17 protein-coding genes, 1 tRNA gene and 1 other annotated feature (1 of these 19 running past the window's edge) are annotated in these 16451 nt (G+C 36.8%); of the genes, 12 read left to right on the forward strand and 6 right to left on the reverse strand.

Translation table 11 applies throughout. The features are described from left to right. The first annotated feature begins 335 nt into the window (after positions 1 to 335). The 3 genes from OS138_RS08560 to OS138_RS08570 all read left to right on the forward strand — a co-directional run bounded on the left by OS138_RS08560 (position 336) and on the right by OS138_RS08570 (position 1445). Entirely contained in the window at positions 336 to 770 is a 435-nt protein-coding gene (locus tag OS138_RS08560) for a universal stress protein (protein ID WP_002292929.1), read from the forward strand. Between the two features lie 22 nt (positions 771 to 792). Next, positions 793 to 1113: a hypothetical protein gene (locus tag OS138_RS08565; RefSeq protein WP_002295768.1), complete on the forward strand. Its 321-nt coding sequence runs from the start codon at positions 793 to 795 to the stop codon at positions 1111 to 1113. Positions 1114 to 1253: 140 nt separating this feature from the next. Further along, positions 1254 to 1445: a hypothetical protein gene (locus OS138_RS08570; RefSeq protein WP_002296424.1), complete on the forward strand. Its 192-nt coding sequence runs from the start codon at positions 1254 to 1256 to the stop codon at positions 1443 to 1445. A 70-nt stretch (positions 1446 to 1515) separates the two neighbouring features. Here the strand turns inward: OS138_RS08570 and OS138_RS08575 are convergent, their stop codons facing one another. Beyond that, entirely contained in the window at positions 1516 to 1773 is a 258-nt protein-coding gene (locus OS138_RS08575; protein ID WP_002321369.1) for a glucose uptake protein, read from the reverse strand. A gap of 157 nt (positions 1774 to 1930) precedes the next feature. Between OS138_RS08575 and OS138_RS08580 the strand changes: the two genes are divergently transcribed. Together OS138_RS08580 and OS138_RS08585 are read left to right on the forward strand one after the other, a co-directional pair. Further along, a complete protein-coding gene (locus OS138_RS08580; RefSeq protein WP_002292935.1) occupies positions 1931 to 2194 on the forward strand; it encodes a hypothetical protein in 264 nt (87 codons plus the stop codon). Between the two features lie 23 nt (positions 2195 to 2217). Further along, positions 2218 to 2406 (forward strand): hypothetical protein, encoded by a 189-nt coding sequence (locus OS138_RS08585; RefSeq protein ID WP_002288067.1) that lies wholly within the window; start codon positions 2218 to 2220, stop codon positions 2404 to 2406. A gap of 82 nt (positions 2407 to 2488) precedes the next feature. Here the strand turns inward: OS138_RS08585 and OS138_RS08590 are convergent, their stop codons facing one another. After that, a complete protein-coding gene (locus OS138_RS08590; RefSeq protein ID WP_002288064.1) occupies positions 2489 to 2674 on the reverse strand; it encodes a hypothetical protein in 186 nt (61 codons plus the stop codon). Positions 2675 to 2888: 214 nt separating this feature from the next. Between OS138_RS08590 and OS138_RS08595 the strand changes: the two genes are divergently transcribed. Continuing rightward, a complete protein-coding gene (locus OS138_RS08595; RefSeq protein ID WP_002288062.1) occupies positions 2889 to 3260 on the forward strand; it encodes a YxeA family protein in 372 nt (123 codons plus the stop codon). A 150-nt stretch (positions 3261 to 3410) separates the two neighbouring features. Here the strand turns inward: OS138_RS08595 and OS138_RS08600 are convergent. The 3 genes from OS138_RS08600 to OS138_RS08610 all read right to left on the reverse strand — a co-directional run bounded on the left by OS138_RS08600 (position 3411) and on the right by OS138_RS08610 (position 4775). After that, positions 3411 to 3483: transfer RNA gene (locus OS138_RS08600), tRNA-Gln, on the reverse strand. A 45-nt stretch (positions 3484 to 3528) separates the two neighbouring features. Further along, positions 3529 to 3957, reverse strand: coding sequence for a hypothetical protein (locus OS138_RS08605; protein WP_002295776.1), 429 nt, complete (start codon positions 3955 to 3957; stop codon positions 3529 to 3531). A 59-nt stretch (positions 3958 to 4016) separates the two neighbouring features. Continuing rightward, entirely contained in the window at positions 4017 to 4775 is a 759-nt protein-coding gene (locus OS138_RS08610) for a C39 family peptidase (protein WP_002297431.1), read from the reverse strand. A 294-nt stretch (positions 4776 to 5069) separates the two neighbouring features. Here OS138_RS08610 and OS138_RS08615 point away from each other — a divergent pair, with 294 nt between their 5' ends. After that, entirely contained in the window at positions 5070 to 5267 is a 198-nt protein-coding gene (locus tag OS138_RS08615; protein WP_002288059.1) for a hypothetical protein, read from the forward strand. 105 nt (positions 5268 to 5372) lie between these two features. Then, positions 5373 to 5855: a hypothetical protein gene (locus OS138_RS08620; protein WP_002288056.1), complete on the forward strand. Its 483-nt coding sequence runs from the start codon at positions 5373 to 5375 to the stop codon at positions 5853 to 5855. A 57-nt stretch (positions 5856 to 5912) separates the two neighbouring features. On the opposite strand, the gene OS138_RS08625 is transcribed toward OS138_RS08620, so the two are convergent. Then, the gene (locus OS138_RS08625) at positions 5913 to 6509 is read right to left on the reverse strand and encodes a nitroreductase family protein (protein WP_087625769.1); all 597 of its coding nucleotides are present in this window, start codon (positions 6507 to 6509) and stop codon (positions 5913 to 5915) included. A gap of 386 nt (positions 6510 to 6895) precedes the next feature. Between OS138_RS08625 and OS138_RS08630 the strand changes: the two genes are divergently transcribed. The 4 genes from OS138_RS08630 to OS138_RS08645 all read left to right on the forward strand — a co-directional run bounded on the left by OS138_RS08630 (position 6896) and on the right by OS138_RS08645 (position 16197). Further along, positions 6896 to 8362 (forward strand): peptide MFS transporter, encoded by a 1467-nt coding sequence (locus OS138_RS08630; protein ID WP_002288052.1) that lies wholly within the window; start codon positions 6896 to 6898, stop codon positions 8360 to 8362. 178 nt (positions 8363 to 8540) lie between these two features. Then, the gene (locus tag OS138_RS08635) at positions 8541 to 12068 is read left to right on the forward strand and encodes a PD-(D/E)XK nuclease family protein (protein ID WP_087625770.1); all 3528 of its coding nucleotides are present in this window, start codon (positions 8541 to 8543) and stop codon (positions 12066 to 12068) included. Next, the gene (gene addA / locus OS138_RS08640; RefSeq protein WP_325070002.1) at positions 12065 to 15787 is read left to right on the forward strand and encodes a helicase-exonuclease AddAB subunit AddA; all 3723 of its coding nucleotides are present in this window, start codon (positions 12065 to 12067) and stop codon (positions 15785 to 15787) included. Before OS138_RS08635 ends, addA begins: the two co-directional genes overlap by 4 nt. A 68-nt stretch (positions 15788 to 15855) precedes the next feature. After that, positions 15856 to 16197 carry a winged helix-turn-helix transcriptional regulator gene (locus tag OS138_RS08645; RefSeq protein WP_002295781.1) on the forward strand — a complete coding sequence of 114 codons (342 nt, stop codon included), beginning with the start codon at positions 15856 to 15858 and terminating at the stop codon, positions 16195 to 16197. Positions 16198 to 16240: 43 nt separating this feature from the next. Next, positions 16241 to 16451: a binding site (T-box leader), on the forward strand (it continues 1 nt past the right edge of the window).

Consider the following 16451-nt stretch of genomic DNA (forward strand, 5'->3'; position numbering starts at 1 on the left):
TGAAAAATCTCCTTTATTCGTTAAAAAGTTTTATTTGTTGTGTTCAACGAGGAATACTTTAACACGTGAAAATATTTCATAGGTAAAAGAAGCATGACAATTTATGACAAATCCACGTTTTTTGTAACAGAATGATGTTCGCTCGATGTGAAAAATGATGAGGAATTTCACATAATGCAGAAATAATGGGATTAGAACAGGTGTTCTGATGAGAAAAGAAATGTATAAATAACTTGAAAGAAATTGTTTTTGTTCATCATTTTATTTACATATTGCGTATATTTTTTGTATTTTTGCTTGAGATGTTACAATAAAAGAAAAAGGAGGCGGTTCCAATGAGTAAAAGATACCAGAACATCATGGTAGCAGTTGACGGATCAAGACAATCGATCAAAGCGTTCGCTGAAGCCCTTGACTTAGCAAAGGACAATGAAGCCCACTTATTTATCGTGTCAATCATCAACAAAGTTGAGCTGACCCATAGTGCCTATGCCTTTTCAAAAATCTATGCAGATGAAAAACAAAGAACAGAAGTAGCCATGCTGAAAAAAATCAATGATGCCAAAGAGTTCGGCATTGCTGAGATCCACGCAATAGTTGAAACTGGAGATCCAAGAAATTTGATTGCCAATGTCATCCCTGGACAAGAAAATATTGATTTGATCGTTATGGGAGCGACAGGAAAAGGTGCTATACAACAAGCATTAGTTGGATCGACCGCTTCTTATGTCGTTTCACATGCCCCTTGCAGTGTGTTGGTCGTGAAGTAATGAGATAAGGGAGGAATAGAAGATGGTTCGTCCTCAAGAAGTCCGTGCGCCAAAAGAAAAAATAGAAATTTTAGCAATTATTGAAGACGGCACACAAACAAAAAAGGGATACTCGATCGCTTTAGTAAAGTGGAAAGGAAAAAAAGGTGTTGCTCTGAGATGGGATGGAGATAACCAACAAGATAAAGGATTCCCTGTCACAGCTAACGGTTATCATCCAGCGTGGTTTGTTCTGCCTGATAAATTTATGGAATTATACAGCTATGATTATGCAAGAGCCGCAGCATCAATCAAAGCATTAGATAAATTAACAGAAGAGCAAAATGAAATGGAGGAAAAATAAAAAAGACGAACCAATCAGCCTTTAGAAAACTGATTAGTTCGAGGAGTAAAAATGAAAAAAGGTTATTTGGGATGAAACTAGAATAATGCGTATAACTTAAATAAAACTTAAAGCAATAAAATGGCAAGAGGGTGAGGCAAATGGAAGCAGGAAAAGTATTACAGGAAGTAAAAGCACTATGTGCAGATAAAAAATATGAAGAAGCGAAAAGCCTGATCGAAAAGAACAAAGAAAATTTGGAAGAAAAGTACCCGATCGCACAAGAATTTATAGAATTAAAACAAGGAACGATCCTTCACCGATTCAAACATTTTTTTGGTATAACAGAATAGAAAAAACGATTAAAGATCGGCAGAAATTTGCTGCATCTTTAATCGTTTTCTTTTTAAACATGCGAGGGATTCAATTCTGATTCTTATATAAAAAATAGATCCAAATAATAAGAAAAATTACTGAAAGCGTCAATTCGATGATGTGTGTTATTAATACAGACGTTGTTTCCCAATGCCTAAAAGAAAAAATTTGATAAGTAAAATATACAGCAGGTAAAGAGGCCAGTAAAACTGAAAACTTCTTTTTTGTCCATTTTATGTAATAGAAAAGAATGCTTATCATAATAAAAAAAGGAATATAAAAAACAAATTGACCGATCGCGATCATACTATTGCCTCCAATAAATAAAGTCCATGATACAAAATAACACTTTGTGCGAAATGGCGCAAGCAGTTTTGTGGATTTATCCGGTAAAATCTGTATCGATTTTGAAATTAGAGGAGAAACTTGCTATAATCAAAGTGAAAGAAGGAGTGGGATTTTCATGGATCATGTAGTGTTAGAAATCGATTTGCATTTAATCAATAATATTCGGGTGATTTACTATGTTGTAAGTAACAGTGTCGAACAACGTGTACTGACGAATAAAATAAATGGTATTTTAGCAAAGAAAGACGTTCACCGATTCAATAATGGTGAAGGAAGTTATTATAGTATCCCAGTAGAAAAAATTATTTATACGACAGTCAAAGTCAGAGAAGATCTAGATACCAAAAAAGCATATGAACCTATTTTTACAACTTATTGATTGACAGCAGATGGAGGAAAAAAATGAATCCATATGAACAACTTATTCAAGATTTGATCGATGGAAAAATCGAAAAGATCGATGTAAAAAGAGAAGAATTAATGGCTTTTCGAGAAGCGTGGCTGAAGTTGGAGAATCGTAAATATGTGGTGGGAAAAGCCTCACTGAACGGCAATGTGACTTATCATTACGATCCGACACGTTTATTTTAGTATGAAGTATTCAGAAAAGAACCAAAGGAGGACGATGCAGCAGCATTGTCCTCCTTTGATTTTACAAAAGTGAAAGTTTTACTTATTTGAATAGATTTTTAAATTTGTTTTTGACACTGTCGATATTTACATCTTTTAAAAGATTTTGGGCTTTCTCTTTATAAGGTCCTAATTGTTCTTTATGTTCTTCGATAAATCGTTTTGCGCCATCGAAATTGCCGTTCTTAATCATTTCCTTGACTTTTTGAAATAATTCTTCTTGATTCATTTTGAACACATCCTTTGCTATCAACGTGATTTTTTAAATGGACAAAACGAGAAAAACTGATTTATCCACACGTCAATAATATCAAATAACGATCATTTTTACTAAAAAAACACTCAATTCTCGCTTCTAAAGTAGGAGAAAAATCTCCAACTTGGGACGGATGGAATTTCTTTAGCTGACCCATATACTGAATATATAACAAGGAGGTAGAAAGATGAAAGTGATTAAATATTTGATTGGACTGGCGGCGATTAGTGGTATTTTGTTATTTGGACTGAAATATTATACTGAAGGAAGTTATGGAGAAATCCCTGGTATACTTGATCAGCTAAATCCATTAGTTGAAAAAGGGGAGGTCTATGTAAAGACACAAAAACCAGAGGAAGTAAATGAATATGGTACAGCAAGGTATGTGCAGAAAGCTGCTGATGCCAATGGGAAAGAACGAACGGTTGAATTTAATGGTCTTTCTGTGTTAAAAGAAAATCATTATTTGAAAATCAGCAATAAAGGAGCACACATAGAAACGTATGAGGAAGTTCCTAGAGAAAAAGTTCCGGAGAAAGCATTAGCAATTATTGGGTAAATCAGTTTTTGTATTAAGAATACGCCCGATTTTATTATTCATAATTTAATTATGTAAACTAAATAGAAGTAGTAAAAATAATACAATAATCCCCCTGCAAAAAGATTGTTCTTTTACAGGGGGGTTCATTTTTTCAGCAAGCACATCAAATTGGGATGGCAGGGTTCGAACCTACAATTGCTTGATTCAGAGTCAAGTGCCTTACCAGTTTGGCTACATCCCATTTATTCAACAAAATAATCATAGCACTTTCCTAAAAAAACGCAAGTTATTTTTCTTGATCGGATAGTTGTTGCTTTACTCGTAAAAGGCGGCGTACTAGTTTCTTTTCTAATCCAGCAGGAAGGGCAATCAGTTCTGCTACTGACAAGACGGTGTCCAATAACTGATATTCTTTGACAGGTTCATTCATAATATGATAAATGTTTGCTAAACGTTCAATATATTCAAAGCGAGTATACTCTGTTCGAGCAATCAGAAATTTCAATAAATCGGTGGCTTTCTCGTACTCTTGATCTGCGTAATAAACAAGAGATTGACGATACAATTTGATTTCCAGTTCATTGAGGGTAGCAGGTCTGCGACGCTCGTTCCACTCATTAATAGAAACTTTACCTTGAACATTTCCCTTGCAGTCACGGACAAAAATAATCGGAATTTCATTTGGATCCATTTTTTTATGTGTGAATTTTTCCATTATCTACGCTCCCTTCAAAGGTTTGGTATCTTGAGTATAAGGGATTTTTGTTTGAATTACTAGCTTTTCTCCAAAGTTAGCATCTGCCCACCCATTGCAGTGAAAATCGCCGAAAAATCGTTGATCGGTACTGCTCGATTTTTTACACCATAGGGATCGTTGACATAAATATTTTCTTTGTCATATCCAGTGACTACACAAGCATGAACAAGAGGAGTGACTCTTACTTCTCCATTATTTGTGGTCCAAGTCATAAAATCAGTTTCATCTGGGACTTCAAAATTGATAGTCACAGAAGTCCAGACAGGATTTCCTTTAGATAGTGCTTTTTTGATATCATCGAGTTGAGCATCGGTTTTTGGAAAAGTGTGATAATCCGTTTGGACGATTTGCTGAGCAAGGGAGGCAACTGGGGGAACATAGACGCCCATAGCCCAGTCTCCGCCACTGATATCACCAACAAATCCTTCATTAGGATCGCCATGAGTCCCATCTGCATTGAAAACAGGGACGTAATCCAATTGCTCAGCTAACTGGTTTTTAGTTGTTTCATAACCATAAAAAGATAAAAGCATAGAAAGCGAAGTGACTTCACAGCCATTTTCTAAAGAAGGAGAATCAAACTGGCTCTCTAATGGAACATCTAGTAAAACTTCTGCTTTCTCTTTTGTCTTTTTCGTTTTTTGTGTTGAGCTTTTTTGTGCAGTGTTCATTGTATGTTCTGGAGAATGGATATGTAGGTAATAACTTGTACCGCTTAATAAAAGAGCAGCTGTGCCCCCTAGAAACAATAGTTTTTTGAACGTTTTTTTCTTCATTTGAAATCTCCCTTTTCAGCTGTTTATCTTTCCTATTATAAATGTATTTTTATTGGAAATGGAAGTATTATATTTTAATATGTAGGAAATAATTAGTTTTTAAGGAATATGTTTTAATTTTTTGAAAAAAATTCTTCTAAATACAACAGCTGTTTTAATTGTGAAAACGAAAACAGTACGCTATAATGCCTGTAAGGTTGATTTTTAACTGTAAATAAAAATCAATGAGTTAAATCTCCAAAGAAATAGCAGTGGTAATGTGGAGAAAAGTTCCAGCAGTTTAGGAGGATTTTGATGACGGAAGAAATGATTAATTTAGGAGAACAATATGCATGCAAACCAATTGGTTTTACAAAAACGGTCATTGGTGAAGTTGTATCAAAAATGACAAACTGCGCCGTGGTCAAAGTTGCCCAATGTGCTGCAGAGGACCAAGAATTATTAGATGAAAAAGCAAGCATGGTTGTTGCAAAATATGATACATTTGAATAAAGAAAACAATTGGACGTGCGGCGTGCTGCAAGTCCAATTTCTTTGAGAAGGTAAATCAGTATTCTTTTCCTATTTTCTGGAGAAGAAAAAGCGAGGCGAGTTGTCATGGTAACATTCTTTACGGTTCTATTGTTTTTATTCGTTGTTGTGATGTTTTTATTTCTTTGGCTGGTTCGAAAAGAAATTATTTATCGGACTGTGCGAAATCGATGGGTCTACTTGGTGATACCCTTCTTAGTGTCACTAGTCATTTGGTATACACTCATCAGTCATCCTACAGCAGATGAATTGGCAAAAGGGATCTTGTCAGCAATGATTTTTATTAGTTTTTTGTTGGACAGTAGAGGAATCACAGAAGAAGGACTTGTTTTGAATAGCTTTGACAAAAAAGGTGTTCCTTTTTCTGAGATCAATAAAATTGTATTATATCAGCCAAAAGGTTCTAAAATCGTAAAAATGAATTTTTTCCGAAACGGATGGCGAGGACCGATGCTGAAATTTTCTGCATCATTAGAAGAATTAGTTCCATTTTTGTCCCAACGCTTAAACGATGAGGCAGAGATTGATATTATGATTGATCCAGAATAAAAACAGAGGTTGCGACAAGATGTTTGTCACAACCTCTGTTTTTTATTTCAAATCAAATTATCCGAATACGCGGAAGCGATCGGCATCGTTCATGTATTCTTTTTCCCCAGCCGGTGTTTCTGGTGAACCGAATACTAATTGCGAACGTAGTTTCCAGTTTGAAGGGATATTCCATTCTTTTGCAACTGCTTCGTCAATAACTGGGTTGTAATGTTGCAAGTTTGCGCCCAATCCTTTATCAACTAATGCTACCCAAGTATTAGCTGTTGCGATTCCGTTTGATTGTTCTGACCAATCTGGGAAGTTGTCTGCATATAATTCAAATTGTTCTTGTAGACCTTTTACCACGTCAGTATCTTTGAATAATAATACTGTACCATAACCATTTTTGAAACCAGCTAATTTGTTTTGTGTATTTGGGAAAGCTTCTGCTGGAGTCAATGGGCGAAGTGCTTCTTCAGTGATTTCCCAAAGTTTTTCATGTGCATCTCCGAAAAGGATAACTGCACGTGTTGATTGAGCATTGAAAGCAGTTGGGCTTTCTTTAATTGCTTCTTTGATCAAAGTTGTTAATTCTTCATTAGAAAGTGAAACATTACGTCCTAGATGATAGATTGAACGGCGGTTTTTCAAAGTGTCAGTAAAAGTTGTCATAATAAAATTTCTCCTTTGATTTGCGTTTTGCATTTTTTTAATTGATTACAAAATGAAGTATAGCACCTTACAAAAAGTAAGTAAACAGATATGCTCACAAAAAATAAGCGAAGTTCAAAAAACAATTTTAATAAGAAAAATCGTTATGTAAGGATTTTCTTAGTTATCGCTTTCATTGTTGTGTTTTAGGAATTTTTGCTTATTTGAAAAAAACAGCTGATATATAATTATTAAATCTCTATCTTCTTTTTTTTATGATATTGCCATTAAAAATTACTTGTTTTTATAGAAAATTAGTTTATATTTCTTAAATAAGTTTTTTAGTTAAATTTTTCGGTAAAGATGTATAATATTTTCTGAAAATTTAAAGAATTGGGGTATAGATTATGGAAAAACAGCAAGACAAGGGCTTCTTCGGGCAGCCGAAGGGATTGTCAACTTTGTTCTTCACTGAGATGTGGGAACGATTTAGTTATTACGGTATGCGTGCATTACTTATCTATTATATGTACGATACAGTTGCCAACGGGGGACTTGGATTACCACGAGCAACAGCATTAGCTATCATGTCGATCTACGGATCTTTGATCTACATGTCTAGTATCGTCGGCGGATGGGTATCTGACCGAGTGTTAGGAGCAAAACGCACTGTGTTCTTCGGTGGAGTTTTCATTATGCTTGGCCACATCGTCTTGGCTTTACCATTTGGTGTAAGTACATTGTTTGTTTCGATGGCATTGATTATTATCGGAACCGCCTTTTTGAAACCAAATGTTTCTGGCATGGTCGGACATCTTTATTCAAAGACTGACTTGCGAAGAGATGCAGGATTTTCGATTTTTTACATGGGTGTCAACTTAGGGGCATTATTAGCACCACTAATCGTTGGGACAATCGGTCAAGAATATAACTATCATTTAGGGTTCTCTTTAGCTGCTATTGGGATGTTCTTTGGATTATTACAATACATCATCCAAGGACGTAAGACATTAGACGGAGTGGGTACAACACCGCCGAATCCTTTGACAACTGAAGAACGTAAAGGATTCATCCGTAACTTGATCATCGCACTTGTTGTTATCGCTGCAGTATTCGGCGGGGCACAACTAACTGGTCATCTGACAATTGACTTTTTTGTCAATACAATCAGTGTATTGGGGATTATCTTACCGTTGTATTACTTTATCAAAATGCTGACTTCAAAAGATGTAACTGCTGAAGAAAAACCAAGAGTATGGGCTTATATCCCATTATTCCTTGCAGCAATCATTTTCTGGTCATTACAAGAACAAGGTTCATCTATCTTAGCTTTATTTGCTAGTGAACGTACACAATCTACGCTATTTGGTGTAACGATCCAAGCAAGCTGGTATCAATCATTGAATCCAATTTTCATCTTTATTTTGACACCAGTATTCGTAACGATGTGGACGAAACTTGGTGAACGTCAACCATCTACAGTAGTAAAATTCTCTCTTGGACTTTTATTTGCAGGATTATCGTACTTGCTATTGATGTTGCCGGGTATGCTTTATGGAACAAGTGGAAAAGTAAGTCCATTGTGGTTGTTGGGAAGTTTCTTCATCGTGGTTATTGCTGAATTGTGTCTTTCCCCAGTTGGTTTGTCTGTGACAACAAAATTAGCACCACGAGCATTTGAATCACAAACAATCGCTATTTGGTTCTTAGCTGATGCTTCTTCACAAGCAATCAATGCACAAATTGCACGCTTCTACACACCGGGAACAGAATCTGCCTACTTCGGTATTATCGGTGCAGTAGCAATCGTCGGTGGTATCTTGCTATTTACTGTGAAAGAACCAATCAAAAAACTAATGGGATCTATTCATTAATCAATGAACATAAAGACAGGAATTGCTTATTTGCAGCAGTTCCTGTTTTTTGCGTATACTTAAAAAAGTAGAAATATCAGAACCTTAAAAGGATATAATTTGAAGAATATAGAACAAATGTTCAGTGTTTTTTGATATAATAAAGGAGCACCGTATCATGTGTTGAAGGAGGAAAAGCATGTCTTTACAATTTATTCTTGGAAACGGGAAAAAAGATCACCGTCAAGTCTTGATCGACGAAGCATCCGCTTGGCTCGACCAGGATGCAAGTAACCAAGTATTTTTCCTTGTTCCCAACTACAGCAAATTCGAACAGGAACAAGAAATTTTAGCGGAGATGCGAAGAAGAAGCGGAAAAAAAGCTTTCAGCACAACAAACGTTCAAGTATTTAGTTTTTATCGTCTGGCTTGGTATTTGCTGCAACAGACAACTCTTCTTACAGGAAATGAATTATCAGAATCAGGATCTGCAATGATCTTGCGACAGATTTTAGAAAAAAATGAGGAAGAATTAACAATCTTTCGCGGAGAAATCAATAAAAGAGGGTTTATTCGTCAATTACAAGAACTCTACAGTGAATTGCGTACAGGAAATATTCAACCAGAAGACCTGATGCTTTTATTTGGTGATTCACCTAATGCAGAAGACCAGCAACTTAAAATGAAAGACTTGAAGCTGATTTTTTCAGCTTATGACAGCGAATTGACTCAACGTGCACTAACAAATGAAGATGCACTATCTATACTAGCAAATTATATGCAGACACAAGATTTCAACAACGTCAAATTTATTGTCAGTGGTTTTTCTCGAATCAATGGTCAAGAGTATCAATTACTGCAGGCAATGATGGAAAAGGGGCAATTGGTTGTCGATTTATTGCTGGATCGTCCTTATACAGCGGATCTTCCAGAAGTACTTACGCTCTTTCATGAGACTGGAAAGCTTTATTTCCGTCTTTTTCAAAATGCAAGAGAACGGAAAGTCCCTATATTAGTGGACCGATTTGCACCAGAGCAGACTCGTCCGACAGAGCTTCAACTGCTGCAAACAATGTGGGAAGAGACATCTAGCCAAAAGAAAGCGGCAGTACACAAATTAGGGGGACAAGAGCATCTCCATTTGTGGGAAGCTGAAAATCCAACTGAAGAAGTCCGACAATTAGCTGTTGAAATCAGACGACTAGTCAGTGAAGAAAACTACCGTTATCGTGATATCCAAGTGCTGACAAAAAATATGTCTTTATATGGAAATATCCTTCGGCCGATCTTTCAAGAAATGGCGATTCCTTTTTATATCGATGAAGAACAAATGATGGAAAATCATCCGCTGATCGAATGGATCAACAGTCTGTTCGCTCTTGACCGCTATTCTTATCGGCTAAGTGATATTATGCGTTTTTTCAAAACTGAATTATTTCTGTCGACGGAAGCAGAAACCGAACTTGATGAATGGAAACAAGAGCGAGATGAATTCAGGAAAAAACTGGACATCACTGAAAATGTAGCACTTGCTTACAATTATCAAGGAACTTATTGGACTCGTGAAAAAGACTGGCAGTTTGTGGCGTATGATTTTGAAGCAGAACAGATTGAAGACGTACAGTATTTGGAAGAACAGTCAAATACGATTAGACGATTATTTCAGAAAGCTGTACCAGTATTTTTGAAAAAAATAAAGAAAAGCAAAACAGGACAAGAGGCCGCAAATGTTTTTTATCAATTTTTGATCCAAAGTGGCGTACAGCAACAATTATTGTTTTGGCGTAATCAGGAAGTAGACAGAGGAAACTTAGAAGCGGCAAGAAACCATGAGCAGACATGGGGAGCGCTGATTGATCTGTTGGATGAATATGTAGTAATTTATGGTGAATCGGCTTTTGACTGGTCACTGTTCCAAGAAATCATTACGAGTGGTCTAGAAAATCTAAGTTATGGTAAAATCCCTACCGCAATCGACCAAGTGCGAATCAATCGTTTGGAATTAGTTCGACCAAATCAAGCTGCCGTCACTTTTGCATTAGGGTTGAATGATCAAGTGTTTCCAGACCGAAAAGAAACAAAAGGATTGTTGTCTAGTGAAGAACGAGAAGTATTAAACCAGGCCTTGCCAGATGGACAGTTTTTATTTGACCCATCAAAGGAAAGTATCTCTTTTGAGCCTTTCCAAGCCTATCTTGTTTTTCTTTCCGGAACAGATCGATTATATCTTAGTTATGCACAAAGCTATGACACAGATGGTTCGCTGAAGATGTCTCCTTATTTGCGTAGAATCACAGAATATTTATCTGTTCCCGTCGAGAGAAAAGAGCATTTGACGATCGAAAGCGACCCTAATTGTTATGTAGGGACTTACAGAAGCGGAATCAATACAGTCAATAGGATTTATCGATTAGCTTTAGATGAAAAGAAACCTGTACCAAAGCACTGGCAAAAGCTCAAAGAATTAGTACTGAATTCGTCATGGCGAAATTTTGCTTTACAGATTTTTGAAAGTCAGGAACATTTAAATGTTCCTGTTTCGATGCCAGAAAAAATGGCGGAAGAGCTTTATGGAAAAGAAATCTATACTTCAATTTCACGTATGGAGAATTTTTATAATTGTGAATACAAATACTTCATGCAATTTGGTTTGAAATTGAAAGAACGAACTGTTTATGGTTTAACTCCAGCAGCAACAGGTGATTTTTATCATGAATCATTGGATCGTTTCTTCAAGCTACTGTTTTCAAACCAATTATCCTTAGTGAATATGTCCGATGCGCAGCGTAGAGACTTTACTGAAAAAGTGCTGCAGGAAGTATTCGGAGAACTTCGGTTTGAGATATTGGATAGTTCTGCAAGAATGAACTATATTCGCTACCAGTTAGGACAGACGATTCAAAAAGTGGCATGGGCTTTGCAAAAACAGAGCAAAAATACAGGCATGCATCCTCTTCAGACGGAGATCTTATTTGGTCAGATTGCTGGAGCAAAAGGTATCACAGGTCTGGAATTACCGTTGAGTAATGGTGGAAAACTCCATGTTCGAGGGAAAATCGATCGAATCGATGTAGCTTCTGAACAAGAAGATACTTGGCTAAGCGTCGTTGATTACAAATCTAGCGGACGTTCATTCGATGTCACAGAAGCTTATTATGGCATGGCTATGCAATTATTGACGTACCTGGACGTAGCATTGATGGATGCAGTGCGTTTAACAGGAAAAGCGGCTGTTAAACCAGCAGGATCATATTATTTACATGTTCATAATCCTGTATTGACGGAGACAGATGATGTAGAGAAGAATACATTGAAAAAATTTAGTTATGATGGTGTTTTTGTCGATGACCCCGCTCTTTTAGAGGTATTAGACCATTCATTGGAAGCAAAAGAACAATCACTGATCTATCCAGTGAAGAAAAATGCGAAAGATGAATACCAAAAAGGCAGTTTTAGCAAAGATAAGTTTTTTACGGAAGAAGAACTGCAACTATTCATGGCGCATAATCGGGAAAATATGCGGTTAGCTGGAGATGCGATTACTTCCGGAGAAATCAAACTAAATCCAGCTTATAAAGATAAACAGCGGATTGCCTGCGAATTTTGTCCATTCAGAAGCATCTGTACGTTTGATGTGATGCTGAAAGAAAATAATTACCACCGTCTGGAGAAAATAGATAAGGAAGAAGCACTGCGTAGAATATTGAAAAGGAGTGAAGAAGAGTGAATCAAATTCCTTTAAAACCGCAAAATGAACGATTCACAGATGATCAGTGGCAAGCGATTTTTGATCAAGGAGATAATCTATTAGTCTCTGCGTCTGCCGGATCAGGTAAAACTACAGTGCTTGTTCGAAGAGTGATTGAAAAACTAAAAATGGGTTTTGATATCGATGAATTATTGATTGTGACATTTACTGAAGCTGCCGCAAGAGAAATGAAAGAAAGAATTCAAGAGGCATTACAAGAAGCCGTCAATAGCGAAAGTGACCCTGTACGTAGACAGCATTTTACTAAGCAGTTAGTTTTATTGCCCACAGCGAATATCTCAACCTTACATGCTTTTTGCCTGACAGTTATTCGACGTTATTATTACTTAATTGATATTGATCCAGTCTTTCGCATGTTAACAGATGAAACAGAAACGATCTTGATGAAAGAGGATGTGTGGGACGAGCTGAGAGAAGCACTTTATGCAGAAAATGATGAACGATTTTTCCAATTAACAATGAATTTTTCTAATGATCGTTCAGATGACGGCTTGACGAATCTGGTGTTTTCTCTTTATGAGTTTGCCCGTGCCAACCCTGACCCCCAAAAATGGCTAGAACAGTTAAGCGATAATTATCGTTTGCCTGAGGGGCTAGCGAAATCTCGATTATATCAAGAACAAATCCGTCCTTTAGTTTTGGCAGATATATACCAATGTGTACAGTTATATGAACAGATGACTCAGTTAGCACAAGGTGAAGGATTAGAAAAAATGCATGAGCAAGTAGCTGGAGAACAACAGCAGATCAAGAATATCTATGAAGCGTTCTCGCAAGATCGGTTAAAAGAAGCTTATGCTGGTTTGGAACAACTAACTTTTTCAACTTTTAAGAGCAGTCGGAAAGCAGAATTGAAAGAAATTTCCAATGAAGTCAAGGGCATGAGGGATAAAGCAAAAAAACTGATTCAGCAGATAAGTAAAAGTTATTTTCCTGTTTCCCCAAGCCAAATGGAAGAATTAACGGACAAAGCACTACCGTTAGTCGAAGAAATGACAAAAGTCACGCAAAGCTTCATGGACGGTTTCAGTATGCGTAAACGGGAAAAAGGTGTGCTGGATTTCAATGATCTGGAACATTTAGCGTTGCAGATTCTCACAGAAAAAACGAAAGATGTATGGCTACCAAGTGAAGCTTCAAAACATTATCGAAAAAAATTCAAAGAAGTAATGGTAGATGAATATCAAGACGTGAACCAATTACAAGAAGCCATTTTATACTGGCTAAGAGAACCTGATGATACAAAAGGAAATATGTTCATGGTTGGGGATGTCAAACAATCCATCTACTCTTTCCGTTTAGCAGATCCTAGTTTATTTATCGGGAAATACGAGAATTTCTCAAAGAAAGAAGGCGGACGTCGAATCGTTTTGGCTGAGAACTTCCGCTCTAGAAAAGAAGTCCTTTCTTTTACGAATCTTATTTTTGAACAACTAATGGATCCAGCAGTGGGTCAAATCAATTATGACGAAGCAGCCAAACTGATCCAAGGATTTTCAGACTTTCCAGAGAATGAACAGTTTGAGCCAGAAATCATGATCTATGAAAAAGAACAGGAAGAATCAGAGATTGAGATTCCGACGGATGATATACTGGAAGACAAAACAGAAGGCGAACTTTTTATGACAGGACTAAAAATTCGTCAATTAATTGATTCCTCCTTTATGATTTATGATAAAAAATCAAAAAAAAGTCGTCCGATAGAGTACAAAGACATTGTTCTCTTGACACCTACAAAGAAGAACAACTTAACGATTTTAGAGATTTTCAAAACATTGGATATTCCATTAGAGATGAATGATGCTCAAAACTATTTTCAAGCGACAGAAATTCGCACGATGATCTCGCTGCTACAATTAATCGATAATCCCTATCAAGATATTCCGCTTGCGGCTGTATTGCGCTCACCGATCGTGGGTCTGATTGAACCAGAATTAGCCAGCATTCGATTAGCTGACCGTGCACATACTTACTATGATGCTGTGCTTGCTTATCAAGCATCAAACGAAGATGAATTAGCAGCTAAGCTGGAACATTTTGGCAAGCAACTAGAGCATTGGCGAGAACTTGCTCGCCGTTCTTCGATCACTGACTTGTTATGGGATATCTATTATGAGACGGGATATCTAGAGTATGTGGTCGGTCTGCCAGCAGGGGCACAGAGACAAGCCAATCTTTATGCATTGGTTGATCGTGCCAAAGCTTACGAGCAAAGTTCTTTCAGAGGATTATACCAGTTTGTGCGTTTCATTGAAAAAATGCAAGAAAAAGATAAAGACTTAGCAGAACCAGTCATTTCAATAGAAGATAATGCTGTTCGCGTTATGACGATCCATGCAAGTAAAGGCTTGGAATTCCCAGTTGTATTTTTGTTAGATATGACAAAGGAGTTCAACTTACAAGACTTGCGCAATCGGTATGCTTTTGAAGAAAAACTTGGAGCAGGAATTCGCTATATGGATCCTGAAACACGAGTGTTATATGATACGTTACCGTTTCAAGCCATCAAATTGGCAAAGCAAAACAAATTGTTGTCGGAAGAAATGCGTAAATTGTATGTAGGATTGACTCGGGCAGAACAAAAGCTTTTCATTGTCGGTTCCTGTAAAAATAAAGAGCAAATGATCCAAACGTGGTCTGAAGCAGCTGATCATGAGGAGTTGGTTTTTGATCCTGCGCTACGTTTGAAGGGCAGAAGCAGCTTGATGAATTGGATTGGTTACGGATTGATCCGTCATCCTGAAATGCAGAAATACTTAGAGGAAGAAATTTCGACTTCTCTTCTTCAACATTCAAATGCACAGTTTTCTATTTCATGGATGAATCAGCAATCGATCATTGAACAAAGACAGTTGCTTGCTGAAAAAGAACTGGTTAACTTAGATCAGCAGATGAAAGAAGATGAAACTGTATTAGCAGATTCGTTACAAAAACGTCTGGCATATGAATATCCTTATCAAGCTTCTTCACAAACCACAAGTTATCAATCTGTATCTGAAATCAAACGATTATTCGAAGATCCAGATGATACACAAGAATCACGTTTGACTCTGGAAAGCAGTCAGAACAAAGCAGCATCCCGTCAATTTCGTTATACGCAAGAACAACTAGCAGAACCAAAATTTTTGCAAAAAGATCGGCAAGTGTCAGCAGCTGCTGTTGGAACTGCTACGCATGCTTTGTTACAATTATTGCCATTAGAGATGCCAACTACAGAGAGTATCCATCAAAAATTACAGGAATTGGTAAGGAAACGGTTAGTAGACGAAAAAGTCGCGAAAAAAGTAGATGTTTCTTCTATTATATGGTTCTTTCAAACAGAACTTGGTCAACAGCTGATTGCCAACAAAGAAAACGTAAAACGAGAACAACCTTTTTCCATGCTGCTTCCTGCTGACGAAGTATTTCAAGACTATCCAAATCAAGAAGATGAACTATTAATCCACGGAATCGTCGATGGATACCTAGAAGAAAAAGATCATCTCAATATCTATGATTTTAAAACAGATTTTATTTTACATCCGGATGATCCAGCAGAAATAGATGCAATCGTCCAAAAATATCAAGGACAGCTAAGACTTTACCAACAAGCAATGTCAGAAGCTTTGAATAAGCCAGTAGAAAATGTTTTCCTAATTTTGCTTCGAGTGAAACAAATTATAAACATTAACAAATAATTATAATTGAGCAAACTTGACTTATGTTTTGTAAGGATTATGCTATACTCTGGGAAGAGGTGAGTATGATGGAGCTAACACAGACAGAATTCGTTTTATGCCCTAAATTTGAAAAAACATTCTCTATTTTAGGAAAAAAATGGAACGGATTGATTATCGATGTACTACTCGAAAACGGTCCGCAACGCTTTGTTGAGCTTGCGGCAAAAATCCCGATGGTCAGTGATCGAGTATTAGTCGAACGCTTGAAGGAATTAGAAAAAGAAGGAATAGTCACTCGAAACTTTGCCTGTAGCGAAAAGAGCCGTTCAGAATATCTCTTGACTGAAAAAGGAGCAGACTTGCAAAAAGCGATGCGTCAAATACAAGTTTGGAGCGAAAAATGGGTCACAGAGGAAGAATGCGGTTGATTTTGTAAAAAAAATCTTGTAAACTATAGTCCATACGAATAAGTAAAGAACGATGACGAAAAAGAGTAGTTTGGCTAAACCAGTTCAGGGAGATCTGTCGCAGACTGAAAGCAGATCCTGTGTTTGAAAAATGAAGTTCACTTTCCGAGTTCGTCTGATAAAATCAGACCGGCAATTGTCGTTAACGAAGTAAGAGTGCGGTGTAAGTCATTTATCCGCAAATTAGGATGGTAACGCGAAGACCTCGTTCCTTA

It is taken from the genome of Enterococcus sp. E5-37 (assembly GCF_035726925.1).
Taxonomy (GTDB): domain Bacteria; phylum Bacillota; class Bacilli; order Lactobacillales; family Enterococcaceae; genus Enterococcus_B; species Enterococcus_B faecium.